Raw genomic sequence first — 14,448 nt, forward strand, 5'->3', positions numbered from 1 at the left:
ACACACACCATGGCCTTCAATCTACACAATCGCAATCTCTTGAGCCTCGAGCATCACAGCCAGCGTGAGCTGCGCTATCTGCTCGATCTTTCCCGCGATCTCAAACGCGCTCGTTATTCGGGTACCGAGCAGAAGCACCTGCAGGGCAAGAACATTGCGCTCATCTTCGAGAAGGCGTCGACGAGAACACGCTGCGCCTTCGAGGTCGCGGCTTTTCAGCAAGGCGCCAATATCACTTATATCGACCCTGGATCGAGCCACATCGGGCACAAGGAAACGATGAAGGATACCGCGCGTGTGCTGGGTCGCATGTACGACGCCATCGAGTACCGAGGCTTCAGTCAGCACCTCGTGGAGGAACTGGCGAGATACGCTGGCGTGCCGGTGTTCAACGGGCTCACAGACGAATTCCACCCTACCCAGATGCTCGCCGACGTGATGACCATGCTCGAGCACAGCGACAAGCCACTGCATGAGATTCGCTTCGCCTACCTTGGCGATGCCCGAAACAATATGGGCAACTCATTGCTCCTGGTGGCCGCTAAACTGGGCATGGACATCAGAATCGGCGCGCCCCGAAGCCTTTGGCCCAGTGACGCTCATCGCGAACTGTGCGACGCCTTTGCCAGCGAGTCTGGTGCGCGCATCACACTGACTGAAGACCCTGTCGCTGCAGTACAGGGTGTCGATTTCATCCATACCGATGTCTGGGTCTCGATGGGCGAGCCAGTGGAAGCCTGGGATCAGCGGATCGACCTGCTCAAGCCCTATCAGGTCAATGCACAGCTCATGGCCGCCGCAGACAACCCGCGAGTTCGCTTCATGCATTGTCTGCCCGCCTTCCACAACACTGAGACAACACTTGGCCGCGACGTGGCCGAGCGCTATCCGGAACTGGCCAATGGCATCGAAGTGACTGAGGACGTTTTCGAGTCTCCTGCCTGTATCGCCTTCGAGCAGGCCGAAAACCGCATGCATACCATCAAGGCCGTGCTGGTGTCCGCACTGGCCGATATCTGAGGCAATAGAATGAGAATAGTCGTAGCACTCGGCGGCAATGCCCTCATGCAACGAGGACAACCGATGACGGCGGCCCATCAACGTGAGAACATTCGCACGGCCGTCAAGCAGCTGGCGTCGATAGTCGAAGGTAATGAGCTGGTGATCTGTCACGGTAATGGCCCACAGGTGGGGCTGCTGGCACTTCAGGCGGCGGCTGACAAGGCTCACGAACCGTTTCCGCTCGATATACTGGGCGCACAGACGGACGGTATGATCGGCTATATGATTGAGCAGGAGCTAGGCAACCTGTTGCCTGGCGGTGCGCCGCTGGCAACCTTGCTGACCCAGGTCGAAGTCGCGGCGGACGACCCCGCCTTCGACCATCCAACAAAACCGATAGGGCCACTGTACGAACAGGATGAGGCCGAGCAGCTGATGCAGGAAAAAGGATGGGCCATGGCGCCGGATGGCGAGTCATTTCGGCGTGTGGTGGCGAGTCCCGAGCCGCTTCGAATATTCGAAAGACGCCCGATTGAATGGCTGCTGGAAAAAGGCAGTATCGTTATCTGTGCTGGCGGCGGCGGCATCCCAACCTGCCGCGACGATAACGGTTTTTTGCGCGGCGTAGAAGCTGTTATCGACAAGGATCGATGTTCGGCCGTATTGGCTGCTGAATTGCAGTGCGACTGCCTGATCATTGCTACCGACGTCGATGCTGTCTACCTCGACTGGGGCACTGACAGTTCGAGACCAATCCGGAGTGTCCATCCTGATGATCTGGACGCCGCAGCCTTTCCCGCTGGATCGATGGGACCAAAGGTCGAGGCGGCCTGCGATTTTGCCAGAAAAACTGGCAAGACCGCCGTCATTGGAGCGCTCAAGGATATCGCAGCCATGCTGTCGGGCTCGGCAGGCACCGCCGTCAGCCTGACGCACGAAAAACAGAGCTGAGCGCGACCTTCAGTGGGCGGTATAACCGCCGTCGATCACTAGTTCTGAACCAGTGACAAACTTCGACTCGTCTGACGCGAGATAGACGATGCCCCAGGCGATGTCATCCGGCTCGCCGATATGACCCAGGGGGTGCAGCGCATTGAGCTGCTGCCGGCCCGCCTCGACATCACCCTGATCACCCAGATGCTTTTCGACGAGCGGCGTCCAGATAAAGCCAGGATGTACCGAATTGACACGGATCCTGTCGGCCGCGTACAGCAGTGCATCCGTTTTCGTCATCAGCCGGACTGCGCCCTTGGACGCATGATACGGCGGTAGATCCGGCGCACTGACCAGGCCATAGATCGATGACAGGTTGATGATACTGCCACCGCCAGCCTCACGGAGATGACGAATCGCGTGCTTGGTACAGAAGAACACACCTTTGACGTTCACTGCCTGAACGTGGTCCCACTCTTCTTCAGTGATCTCGTGTGTCGGCTTGTTGACACCGGCGATACCGGCATTACTGACCACGGCATCGAGTCCGCCAAAGCTGGCCGCCACTTCGTCGAATACGTCAGATACCGTGCTTTCGCTCGTGACATCACAATGCCAGTATCGAGCTTTACCACCTTCGGCATTGACCGCCTGAGCCAGTGCCTCGCCTTCTTCATCGACGCAGTCGAGTATGGCCACGGCAGCGCCTTCCTGCGCCATACGAATAACAGCAGCTCGCCCGATGCCGAGTGCACCCCCTGTGACGATGACTTTTTTCTCCTGCAGCCTGTTCATTGTTTTTTCCCTGTCTATCGTTGCTGACCCCTGCCAAGCAAGGGAGCCTTCAGTTATACGCCCGCTGCAAGCCGCTGATCTTGATCGACATCAATGTTTGGCCTTGAATCTGAGCAGGCTTTTTTCAAGCTCGACCAACACGAAGAGTATGAGTGCAAGCGCCCCGGCGCGGAGCCAGTCGATCACCGCGAGTGGTTTCGTGTCGAACAGGTGTTGAAACGGCGGGGCGTAGGTGAAAAGCAGCTGCAGCGCGAGCAGTGCGGCGATGGCGTACCAGACATAGGCATTTGCTGTCAGCGACCGCCACTTCAAGGCAGGTGCATCGATGACCCGTGTACTGAGCAAATACATGATTTCGCAAAGCACGAGGGTATTGACCGCGATCGTCCGCGACAGCTCCAGACTGAAGTCAGCGTCAAGATACCAGAGATGCAGTCCGAAACTGGCTGCTACCATCAGCACCGACACGAAAAGGCTGCGCCATACCAGAAAACTGGTGAGCAGCGGCGCATTCGGAGCACGGGGCTGCCGCTTCATGATGCCAGGTTCTGCTGGCTCGAAAGCCAGGGCAAGTGCCAGCGTAACCGCCGTGACCATGTTGACCCAGAGTATCTGCACCGGTGTGATGGGCATCATGATACCCATGGCCACGGCCGCCAGTATGCTCAGGGCTTGCCCACCGCTCACCGGCAGAACGAAGAGTACGGCCTTGCGAAAGTTGTCGTAAACAATACGACCTTCTTCTACGGCATGGACAATCGAAGCAAAGTTGTCATCGGCCAATACGACCCGGGCAGCCTGTTTCGCAGCTTCGGTGCCCTTGAGGCCCATGGCGATGCCGACATCCGCCCGCTTGAGTGCTGGGGCGTCATTGACACCATCGCCGGTCATAGCGACGATCCTGTCCTGAGCCTGCAGCGCGGTGACGAGGCGCAGCTTGTGTTCCGGCGAGGTTCTGGCAAATATATCTGTTTCGGCCAGCAGGGATGACAGGGCACCATCGTCCAGAGTTTCGAGCATGGCGCCCGTAACTGGTTCAGTGCCGGTGCCAATGTTCATGCTGCGCCCGATGGCAGCTGCCGTGCCCGCATGGTCGCCGGTAATCATCTTGACGCGAATACCCGCGGCCTGGGCGGACGCCACTGCCCTGACGGCATCAGGGCGTGGTGGATCTACCATCCCCAGCAACCCAACCAGAGCCAGCCCTGTTGACAGATCCTCGATATCGAGTTGTCCCTTGGCGGGTCGCGGGTCAGTAGTCGCCAGCGCGAGCACGCGCTTGCCATCCGAAGCGAGGCCATGGGCCTGCGCGGTCCAGAATTCACGATCCAGCGGCTGGACTCCCGACTCAGTGCGTTCGCTGTCGCACAGTTCCATCAGCCGCTCGGGTGCACCTTTAACGCAGACGAAGGCCTTACCATGATGATCGTGATTCAGCGTTGCCATATAGCGATTTTCTGATTCGAAGGGAATGGCATCGGCTCGTGGATGCTCGTGCAGTTCATGGGCGGTTTCAAGTCCGCTTTTCATGGCGAAGGATAACAAGGCCCCCTCAGTCGGGTCGCCAGCCAGTGTCCAACGCCCGTCTTCTGCGCGATGCAAAGCCGCGTCGTTACACAGCAGCGCAGCCTGCGCCAGTTGCTTGAGTACGGGCTGATTTGCGGCCTCCACCCGCTGGCCAGTCAGCAGCACATCACCGACGGGCTCGTAGCCTACGCCTTCGATGACGAAGTGCGCATCACGTGACACGGCGTCAGTGACCGTCATCTCGTTCCGGGTCAAAGTGCCAGTCTTGTCGGTGCAGATGACGCTGACAGCGCCAAGTGTTTCGACCGCCGGCAACTGACGGATAATCGCCTTGCGTCGCGCCATCCGCTGCACACCAATCGCCAGGGTGATCGCGAGGATGGCCGGCAGGCCTTCAGGAATGGCAGCCACTGCCAGCCCCACTGCGACCAAAAACATTTCGGCTGCGGTATAGTCCTGAAACAGCCATCCGTATAGAAAAGTGACAATGGCCAGCACTACAGTTGCCACGGCGATCTGTCGTGCAAACTGTTCAACCTTCTTCAGCAGCGGCGTCGCCAGGGGCTCTACCTTGTCAAGCATGCCGCTGATACGACCTATTTCGCTAGCCGGCCCCGTCGACACCACCAGGCCCGACGCAGCGCCTGCTGTAACCAGCGTTCCGGAATAGACCATGCAGAAGCGCTCAGCCAGAGGCGCCGCTTCTACGACGGGATCTACCGATTTCAAGACCGTTTGGGATTCACCTGTAAGGATGGACTCGTCGACAGAGAGTTCGCGAGTTCGTAACAGTCGCAGATCAGCCGGCACACGATCACCAGGCTGCAGCATCACGACATCACCCGGTACCAGCGCTTCGGCAGGTACAGTCTGGGTGCGTCCATCACGTTGCACGATCGCTTCATGAGAGAGCAGCTGACGGATGGCATTCAGCGCTTTCTCCGCCTTACCTTCCTGAATGACACCGATAAGCGCCTGAATGATGACGACGCCCAGAATAACGACAGTATCGACCCATTCACCGAGCACGGTGGTAATGACCGCCGCTACAAGGAGTACATAAATAAGTGCATTCTGAAACTGACGGAGAACACGAACCGTGAGGCTAGTGCCTGCGACCTCATCCAGCCTGTTTGGCCCGATCGAGGCTAGACGCGTTTCAGCTTCAGCCGTGCCAAGACCTGATTCGTGGGCACTGAGTGCCTCATAGGCGTAAGTCTGATCGTGACAGTGCCAAGGCTGTCGAGCCGCATCCACATCGATTTCCCGCACTGACTTTCTCCCGAATGATACTCAGGCATTGTCTCATGCAGGCCATGGTGCGCTTTGCTCTAAATCAAGTGGAGCGTCAATGCTCGTCATTGAGTGTCTTTCGGGCATACCGACTCGCCAGGTAAGGTACCGCCCTGAGGTAATGAATGAAGCCCTGAGGATTGATGGCTTGCCCGTCTCGGAAGGGATGGAAAAACACCTTCTCCGTGTCGGTCTTTGCGGCTTGGCGGATATGTATGGTGGCAAGTATCAGCCAGTCGGCTGCCGCGTTCGGTTTTGAAATCTGCAGCTCGAAGCAGGCGTTCCCGCTGTCGACAGCATTGACGATTCGCTCGTAGCGGTCACCACCTTCAGCGCCTGTGCTCCGGGGAATAATGCGAAGCTGCAAGTCACGCTGGCCATCTACCTCGAATGGCGAGAGTCCATAGTAGATGTTGTTGAGGAAGCTCGAGCGATCTGTCATGAGGCTGTCGGGCACCAAGGACCAGGGGCTGCGCGCAGTGACCATTAGAAGATCCTGCAGCCCCGCGTCAGTATCGCCCGACTGGCCTTTGAACCTGATGGTGAAGCCGAGTACATCAGGCAAAAAGCGTCGGTTTCGACGCCAGCCCCCTGCGGACAGTCTGATGAGGGCGTTACCAGCCAGGCGTCGAGCCAGGCCTGAAAATTCACCGGCATCCGCTCCAGGCACTACGCTGGCTTCGAAGAACACGCCTTTCGGATGGAACACGCGATCTTTTCTCAATGCACTGCCAATCCCGAATACCGGGGAGATCAGGACGCCTGTCCAGAAGCCCAGGCGTTCCGAGATCGAATGCGGTGTTGGGAGCAGCTCACGCCTGATGTGCCGACGTCCAATATCCATGATGTGTGCCTCCTGGCGATTGATATAGCCCGACGCCCTCAATCAGTGATGAGCGCATAGCCACTGAGCTGATAATCGGCCAGCACTGAAACAGCAGCCGCAGCAATATTGACCGGCTCGACGACCTTTTCAGTGCTGATGTTCTGATGCGCAAGGGCCTGCCCGCAGACGAGGATCTCGACATTCGCTTCTTTCAGTCTTGTGATGAGGTCAAGGCTTGGATTGATCCGGCCATAGAGCGTGTGATAGGTGTTGTCTTCAAACGCAGCGGCTGTGGCCTCGTCATGAAGCACCACCACCAACTTGAGATTTTCCTCAGGCACCTTCGCCAAGGCGGCCAGATTCAGGAACCTGGCGACACGCTCAAGACCCGGCAGCACCTGGCCCGGCTGATCGCCGGACTCAGCCACATCGAATACGATCGAATAGACTGTATCCGGGCGGATTGGGACAGCCGCGCCCTCGAAAGGCTTGACCTTGCCATAGCCTTCTATTCTCGGGCTACTCCACTGCCCTGGTTCCGGTTTGGTTTCCGCCTCTGCCAGTGCGGGACCAACGCCAATACAAATCGATACTACCACTAGAAAAAGCCAATACGACTTCATACCTGTCTCCACTTTCACTACCACCGATATCTTCCCTGTATTGCGGATATCTACGTTGGCGCAAAAGATAGCGATCGCATGTAGCGCACTTAACCCGCCACAAAAACTGCCGCGAAGCCGCCTCCGGGCGTACGAAAATTCGTGGTCTGACCCTGGTACAGTCTTGCAGCGAGCAGTTGTAGCGCTCCGGCATACGCATAGGCCCGGATATCGAGCTTCAGCGCAGTAGACTGCCCGTCAACCTGCAATGTCCGTTCACTGGGGGCGACACGAGCCTGTGCGACATAATCACCTCGTCTGATCTCGTCCCAGACCCGCCGGGTAAGCTTGTCGCCGCGGTAGGCCGCCTTGCTGCCATACCCGGCTGCGGGTTTGAAAAACAGTGACTTTCGTCGCTGCCACAGGTCTTCAGCATTGCTTCCCCCTACCGGTACAGTTAGCGGCACGCCAGCTTGAAGTGTGTCGATACAGGAGGGGTCGATGCCCCAGGAGGCCAGTGTAATCGAATCTGACAGGACGGTCAGATTACGTTTGTCGGCGTAAAGCGCGTGCGCACGTGGATGAGGGGTAAAGAGCGCGGCATCACTCAGCCAGGCAGCCCTGAGCACTGCATGCTGCGGTTCCACCAGGGCAAAATCAGTCAGCCGGTTGTACACCAGATCAACTGGCAGGGACTGGTATGACAGTCGACCCTGGTCTAAAACCAGCTCAGAGGGATCAGCTATGACAGCATCGATACCATGCCTTTTGAACAGGCGCTTCGCCAACTCAAACTCGGGATACAGGTATTGCTCAGATGGCGCCTCATCAACGATGGCAATACGGACCAGCGGGTCGCCATGCTCGCGCTGCAACCCCCACTCCGCTTCAAACATGGCGACAAAAGCTGCGTCCAGGGCCTGACCGTGTCTGGGCACTGGATCCGTCGCACCGCAACAAGCTTGCTGGGCCCTCAGCAGGGCAGCATTGAGAAAGCCGCCGCCAGCATTGGTGTTGATTTCGATGAGCTGAGGTCCCTGCTCGCCCATATGAAAATCAAAGCCCATGAAGACACCGCGTGCGGCTGAGTAGTGACTGGCGGTCTCCGGTGCCCATTGCATGACTGTGTCACGATACGGCGGACACTTGACGACCTGCTCGACCGCAGCAATGACCTCACGCATGCGATCGACCTGCGCCTGAGTCACAAATACAGCCGTGCTGGAAAACAGATGGGGACGCTCGCTCAGAATATCGGCATGCAGATCGGCGTCTGCTCGATCATCAACAAGCGCTGTTTCCAGCCGCGATCGGTCTACTGTTCGGCAAAGACAGTTTCGGTTCAGCTGTTCCGCAGCGGATGCCTTTGTCATGATGCAGGCTTCAGTCGAAAAACAGCTTGAAGACGTAAGCCCCAGCGGCCATGGCAAGCACGAATCCGACTACAGGCAGCAGACCAGTGGCGAGGGCTGTGAGCGCAGGTCCCGGACAGAGCCCGGCAATACCCCAGCCAACACCAAAAATGGCAGAGCCAGTCAATAGGCGGGTATCGATATCAGCCTTGGTAGGCAGGTAGAAACGCTTGTCCAGCAAAGGGTGCGGCCGTTTGAGGATGAATCGGAACGCCGGCATGGTCACCATGAGCGCGCCGCCCATGACAAAGGCTAGCGTCGGGTCCCAATCGCCTGCAAGGTCGAGAAAATTCAGTACTTTCGCAGGATTCACCATTTGCGAAATGATGAGGCCCAGCGCAAAGATGATGCCTGCGACAAGAGACAGCGCCAGTAGCGCGGGATGTCTGGAATGTTTCATTTCAGTGTCCTATATCAGATGACGCATAACGAAGGTGGTCAGAATGGCTGTGCCCATGAAAGTGAGGGTGGCCACGATCGAGCGCCTGGACAGCCGACCAATTCCGCAGACGCCATGGCCACTGGTGCAACCTCCACCAAGTCGTGCACCGAAGCCCACGAGAAAGCCGGCTACGATCATGATCGGCCAGCTGACTTGCAGATCCACCGGTAAGGGCTCGTCCGAGAACAGGCGCCAGGCCAGCGCGCCAATGACAAGGCCGGCAATGAACATGGCTCGCCAGGCTGTGTCTCCCCTGACTGGTGCCAGCAGGCCACCAAAAATGCCGCTGATGCCGGCAATGCGTCCAGCGCCAAGCAGCATCAGCACGCTCGACAAGCCAATGAGTAGCCCACCTGCCAGGCCCGTAAATGGTGTGAACTCGGTCATGCGGTCATACCTCCTGAAGATTCGTCATCGGCAGCCAGGCCGGCGATGATAGGACATTCTGGTCGCTGATCTCCCTTGCAGCTATCCGCAAGGGCCTTGATTTCAGATCTCATGTCAGACAAGGCTCGAATTTTTTCGTCAAGTGCAGCCATATGAGCCAGAGCGAGCGCCTTCACGTCTGCGCTGGCGCGCGAGCCATCCTGCCAGAGCGACAGCAGATGGCGAATATCATCCAGTGAGAAGCCCAGCGATCGAGCATGTTTGACGAATCGCAGGATATGCAGGTCGGCCTCTGAATAGAGGCGGTAGCCGGCCTCGTTGCGCTGGCTCTCTCTGATGAGCCCGATAGACTCATAGTGCCTGAGCATTTTTGCGGTAATACCGCTGGCTTTCGCCGCCTGTCCGATATTCATCTGTCACCTCCCGGAGGATTTGCTGGGTCCCGGGCTTCCGCCTCTTCCCTCGCCGGCTTCCAGCGTTTCAGCAACAGCGCATTGCTCACCACGCTGACACTACTGAAGGCCATGGCAGCTCCAGCAACAACTGGACTGAGGAAGCCAAAGGCGGCCAGCGGGATGCCCACGACGTTATACACGAAAGCCCAGAACAGATTCTGCCTGATTTTCGAATAGGTACGCCTGGAAATGTCGATCGCCTCAGCTACTAACGCTGGCTCGCCCCGCATGAGCGTGATGCCCGCTGCGTGCATGGCCACATCGGTACCGGTCGACATCGCAATTCCAATATCTGCCGCCGCCAGGGCGGGCGCGTCGTTGATACCATCGCCTACCATCGCAACAGTCGCGCCACTCTGTTTGAGCCTTGCAATCGCATCGGCCTTATCAGCAGGCAGAACCTCAGCAAAGACTTCATCGATGGCCAGCACCTGGCTAATGGCCTCGGCGCTGCCCCTGTTATCACCGGTCAACATCACTGTCCGGATACCTAGATCGTGCAAGTGCCTGATCGCCTGCCTTGCCGAAGGTTTGACCTCATCGCCGAAACAGAGCAATCCTAGCAGCGTTGCCGCCTTGTCCGTGTCATCTCTGGCGGCCAGCCATGAGACGGTTCTACCCTGACGCTGCTGATCTTCGGCTGTTTCACTGAGCGCAGAGAAATCCACACCAAGTTCGTTCATGACACGGGTATTGCCAAGCGTCAGTAGTCTGCCCTCCACACGGGCCTCGATACCACGGCCCGGCAAGGCGCTTACCTGATCTGCCGAAGACGCTTGTACACCCTCGGCACCGGCCGCCTCGAGCACCGCCTGCGCTAGCGGATGCTCGCTCCCCGCCTGCACGGCCGCAGCGAGCCGGAGCAGCGCACGGCGATCATTGTCAACGGCCGTGGCCAGCATCAGCCTGGGTTTGCCAACGGTCAGGGTGCCCGTCTTGTCGAAGGCCACCGTAGAAATGCGATGCGCATGCTCGAGCGCAATGGCGTCCTTGATGAGTATGCCATGTTGTGCCGCCACTCCAGTGCCGGCCATGATGGCTGTCGGTGTTGCCAGGCCTAGCGCACAGGGACAGGCAATAACGAGCACTGCGACGGCATTGAGGATGGCGGTCTGGACGTCGCCGCCGAAAACCCGCCAGGCGATGAAAGTCACAAGCGCGATCAGCAGGACGACTGGCACGAACACGGCGCTGACCTTGTCGACCAGTCGTTGGATGGGCGCCTTCGCTGCCTGGGCGTCTTCGACCAGGCGAATGATTCTCGCCAGGGCCGTTTCCGTGCCGACTGCGGTCGTGTCGATCAATAACAACCCCTCGGCATTGATCGCGCCGCCTGTCACAGTATCCCCAGCCTGCTTCGTCACTGGCAGGCTTTCACCCGTCAACATGGCTTCGTCGACGTGCGAATCACCTTCCAGGATCTTTCCATCCACAGGAATGCGCTCACCCGGACGGACCACGACATGATCGCCCACCGAAATGTCCTCGATTGGCACCTCGGTGTCACCCTCAGCGCTCCGCACCCGCGCGGTATCTGGCCGCAGCGCCTGCAGAGCCCTGATGGCCTCCGTGGTTTGGCGCTTTGCTCGGCCCTCAAGCCATTTCCCGAGCAAGACCAGGGTAATGATCACCGCCGATGCTTCAAAATAGTATGGCGCGCCTGCTTCACCTGCGTGACGTACAAGCTCGAAAATACTGAGGCCGTAGGCTGCACTGGTGCCAATGGCCACCAGCAGATCCATGTTACCCGTACGGGCCTTGACGGCATGCCAGCCGGCTCTGTAGAAGGGCGCGCCCAACCAGAACTGCACTGGCGTCGCCAGCAGCAGCTGGACCCAGCCAGGCAACATCCAGTGAACCCCGAAAGGCTCGAGTAACATGGGGATGATGAGCGGCAGAGACAGCAGCGCGGCGATGATGACGGCCCGCCGCTCATGGTCAGCTGGCGAGCCCGAGTGAGCCTGCGGGTTCGACACCCGTTCTGAGGTGCTGGCAGGGGCCTGCGCGCCATAACCGGCACGTCTGACGACTTGTACCAGTTCGCTCAGACTTGCCTCACCTTCCAGTACCGTAGTGCGGGCACTTTCGGTCGCGAGATTGACAGCGGCAGCCACTGAGCCTTCGAGGCCGAGCAGCGCCTTCTCTACCCGGCCTACGCAGGAGGCGCAGCTCAATCCACTGATATCGAGATCGATAGTCTCTGTCGGCACCTGGTAGCCCGCCAGTCTGACCGCTTCTGCCATGTCTGCTACAGACAGCACCGATACCGCTGTCACCTGAGCAGAGTCGACTGCCAGGTTGACGCTGACTTCCTTGACGCCGTCGAGTTGACGCAGCGCTTTTTCGACACGTCCTGCGCAGGACGAGCAGGTCATGCCGCGGATGGGCAGACGCAAGGTTCGAAGATTTCCCTGACCGGGCGGCGCAAGGTCGGCCTGATTCATATTGTATCTCCACAGATCGGGATAGTAAGCACCCAGTCTGCAGCCTCCCATCATGGGAAGGTCAAGCATTTTTTTCCTACATCAGTACGCTATAAGCCAGCCTGCCGGGCAATTGTCTCGGCCGTGGGTGCCGCTGGCAGTTCGATGGCGGCCTTCAGGCCTTCGACCACCATCCGTGAACCAAACTTGCTGAGGTGGCTGCCATCGGAATACACGAGCTGTCGATCAGCTGTCACGTTGGTACAGGTGTTCTGATCGCACAGCGCATCGAAGGGATCGTAGAACTCGAAGGCTCCTGTACTGACCGATAGTGTGCGAAGTTTTCGGTTGAAGGCCTGTAACCTGGCCAGCTTTGGATGCTGCCTCGCGGTAGCGACGTAGCTTTCCGGATCGCGCTGCGGAAACAGATCGAGCTGCGGTCGGGTAAAGGCGTCGATAAGGTCCACATCAACACCAGTCGTTGGCACATTGCCGATGACCACAAGCTGCGAAGCACCTATGAGGCGCTTCAGGGCAAGAATGCCATCGAAGAGCGCGTTCTCAGCCAGCTTTTCATTGAGCCTTGCGCCCTGTGCATCGAGCCGGTCCGCTTGCTGAAGCTGCCACAGCCATGAATGCGAAACGATCACCAGAGGTGGTCGTGGGGCTTTGCCAATGTAAGCCAGGGCGCGATCGAGCGAAGCAGGACACATCCCGTCCCAGTCGCGCCCTGCCGTCGTTCGGGTAAAGGACGGCAGGTGAAGACAACTGATGCCTGCGGCCATGTAGAGCCCGATCTTGGATGGCTCTGCGATACCCGCCTGCAAGCCTTCAGCATAGTGTCGGGCATGGCTGTCGCCTATCACGACAATATCCGGGGTCATGCCTTCGCTGACCGGTCCATAGAAGGGATAGGTGTGCCCGCCATATCCCTCCCTGCCGAACCTGAGGTGCAAATCCGCCTCTGGCTCGCCGGGATGAACGGACGCAGCTGTCTGAAAATCGAGTTGGTATATGGGTGTGACCCGCCAGCCCCAACCACCGGAATACATCATGTGCAAACCCGTGACAGCAAACAGGGTAACGACCAGGCTTACGCCGGAGAGCAACATGCGAGGTCGCTGAAGCAAGGATGAATAACGTGCGGGTTTCTCGACCTGCATATGGAGGATGTGCGCCAGCACGAAGGACACGGCGATCAGGCCGGTCTGGTCGAGCAGGTCCAGGTCGGCGCCGGGATGCAGGTAACGCCAGAAGGCAATCAAGGGCCAATGCACGAGATACAGCGAATAGCTGACCAACCCGACATACACGGCCGCAGGATTGGTCAACACTAGCGCCAGTCGGCTTCGCCCACCCGAATGAATGACCAGTGCCGTACCGATACAGGGCAGCAGCGCGTACCAGGAAGGAAACAGCATGTGCTCATCGAAGCTCAACAGGCTGAAGACAATCAAAGCGAGGCCGATGAGCGCCAGCGCATCATCGACCAGCTGTCTCGGTGGCCGGGCTGACGCAATGAAGACCAGCAGCGCGCCGATAGCAAATTCATAGACCCGGAACGGCAACAGAAAGTAGGTGCTGGTCTTGCCATCGTTGATGTATTCCGCGAGCGCCGGCGATATGGCGCGCACAAGGTAGACCGAGCCATCTGAGAACTTTGCGTTCAGATACAGACCGCAGGCAATCAGGGCCAGCAGTATCAGCGGCAGGTAGCGTCGGGTTCTTGCGTGCAACAGGAGCACGAGCGTGAGTGGCCACAGCAGATAGAATTGCTCTTCGACGCTCAGGCTCCAGGTATGCAACAGAGGCTTGAGTTGCGCGGCGCTGGCGAAATAGTCAGCCTCTGCCAGATAGTAAAAGTTGGAGACGCTGAACAGCGCAGAGGCCAGCTCAGCACCATAACTGTAAAGGTGCGCTGGCGAATAGATGACGGCCGCAATGACTGTGGTGATCGCGAGGACCACCAGCAGGGCTGGCAAGAGCCTGCGGATTCGGCGAACGTAAAAACGCCCAAAGCGAAAGGTTCCGCTGGTCTGAACCTCGTTCACGATCATGCGGGTGATGAGGAAACCGCTGATGACGAAGAACACATCGACGCCAACATAGCCACCGGCGAGAAACGCCACATCGACATGCGCCAGCAGGACGCTCAACACCGCGAGCGCACGCAGTCCATCGATGTGGGGGAAATATGAACCGGCGGACTCCCGCGCGCTTGACTCTGACACCGTATCATCCTTGTCTATGGCGTGAACCACGCGATGGTACGACTTCAGGCATCACAAGCAGTGATGCAGTACTCAAAATCGACAACAGCCTAGGTGTAAACCGAGGGTAAGGCAGGAAAT

Annotated in this window: 12 protein-coding genes; 2 read left to right on the forward strand and 10 right to left on the reverse strand. The window is 58.4% G+C overall.

Annotation, left to right across the window (positions count from 1 at the left end; genetic code table 11):
- Positions 1-9: 9 nt before the first annotated feature.
- Together ABD735_RS07945 and arcC are read left to right on the forward strand one after the other, a co-directional pair.
- Complete coding sequence (locus ABD735_RS07945; protein ID WP_344805097.1) at positions 10-1,020, forward strand: ornithine carbamoyltransferase; 1,011 nt, start codon at positions 10-12, stop codon at positions 1,018-1,020.
- A 9-nt stretch (positions 1,021-1,029) separates the two neighbouring features.
- Positions 1,030-1,953, forward strand: coding sequence for a carbamate kinase (gene arcC, locus ABD735_RS07950; RefSeq protein WP_344805099.1), 924 nt, complete (start codon positions 1,030-1,032; stop codon positions 1,951-1,953).
- A gap of 9 nt (positions 1,954-1,962) precedes the next feature.
- Here the strand turns inward: arcC and ABD735_RS07955 are convergent, their stop codons facing one another.
- The 10 genes from ABD735_RS07955 to ABD735_RS08000 all read right to left on the reverse strand — a co-directional run bounded on the left by ABD735_RS07955 (position 1,963) and on the right by ABD735_RS08000 (position 14,328).
- Positions 1,963-2,730, reverse strand: coding sequence for an SDR family NAD(P)-dependent oxidoreductase (locus ABD735_RS07955; protein ID WP_344805101.1), 768 nt, complete (start codon positions 2,728-2,730; stop codon positions 1,963-1,965).
- Positions 2,731-2,820: 90 nt separating this feature from the next.
- Positions 2,821-5,529 carry a cation-transporting P-type ATPase gene (locus ABD735_RS07960; protein WP_344805103.1) on the reverse strand — a complete coding sequence of 903 codons (2,709 nt, stop codon included), beginning with the start codon at positions 5,527-5,529 and terminating at the stop codon, positions 2,821-2,823.
- Between the two features lie 76 nt (positions 5,530-5,605).
- The gene (locus ABD735_RS07965) at positions 5,606-6,394 is read right to left on the reverse strand and encodes a hypothetical protein (protein ID WP_344805105.1); all 789 of its coding nucleotides are present in this window, start codon (positions 6,392-6,394) and stop codon (positions 5,606-5,608) included.
- 38 nt (positions 6,395-6,432) lie between these two features.
- Positions 6,433-6,999, reverse strand: a complete 567-nt coding sequence (locus ABD735_RS07970; RefSeq protein ID WP_344805107.1) for a DsrE family protein — start codon at positions 6,997-6,999, stop codon at positions 6,433-6,435.
- A gap of 89 nt (positions 7,000-7,088) precedes the next feature.
- Positions 7,089-8,351, reverse strand: coding sequence for a hypothetical protein (locus ABD735_RS07975; protein ID WP_344805109.1), 1,263 nt, complete (start codon positions 8,349-8,351; stop codon positions 7,089-7,091).
- Positions 8,352-8,361: 10 nt separating this feature from the next.
- Positions 8,362-8,790: a DUF6691 family protein gene (locus ABD735_RS07980; RefSeq protein ID WP_344805111.1), complete on the reverse strand. Its 429-nt coding sequence runs from the start codon at positions 8,788-8,790 to the stop codon at positions 8,362-8,364.
- 9 nt (positions 8,791-8,799) lie between these two features.
- Complete coding sequence (locus ABD735_RS07985; RefSeq protein ID WP_344805113.1) at positions 8,800-9,219, reverse strand: YeeE/YedE family protein; 420 nt, start codon at positions 9,217-9,219, stop codon at positions 8,800-8,802.
- A complete protein-coding gene (gene cueR / locus ABD735_RS07990; RefSeq protein WP_344805115.1) occupies positions 9,216-9,632 on the reverse strand; it encodes a Cu(I)-responsive transcriptional regulator in 417 nt (138 codons plus the stop codon). Before cueR ends, ABD735_RS07985 begins: the two co-directional genes overlap by 4 nt.
- Positions 9,629-12,118: a heavy metal translocating P-type ATPase gene (locus tag ABD735_RS07995; protein WP_344805117.1), complete on the reverse strand. Its 2,490-nt coding sequence runs from the start codon at positions 12,116-12,118 to the stop codon at positions 9,629-9,631. Before ABD735_RS07995 ends, cueR begins: the two co-directional genes overlap by 4 nt.
- Before the next feature lie 89 nt (positions 12,119-12,207).
- Positions 12,208-14,328, reverse strand: a complete 2,121-nt coding sequence (locus tag ABD735_RS08000; protein ID WP_344805119.1) for an acyltransferase family protein — start codon at positions 14,326-14,328, stop codon at positions 12,208-12,210.
- Positions 14,329-14,448 lie beyond the last annotated feature (120 nt).

Source organism: Allohahella marinimesophila (assembly GCF_039538005.1).
In the GTDB taxonomy this organism is placed as follows: Bacteria; Pseudomonadota; Gammaproteobacteria; order Pseudomonadales; family Oleiphilaceae; genus Allohahella; species Allohahella marinimesophila.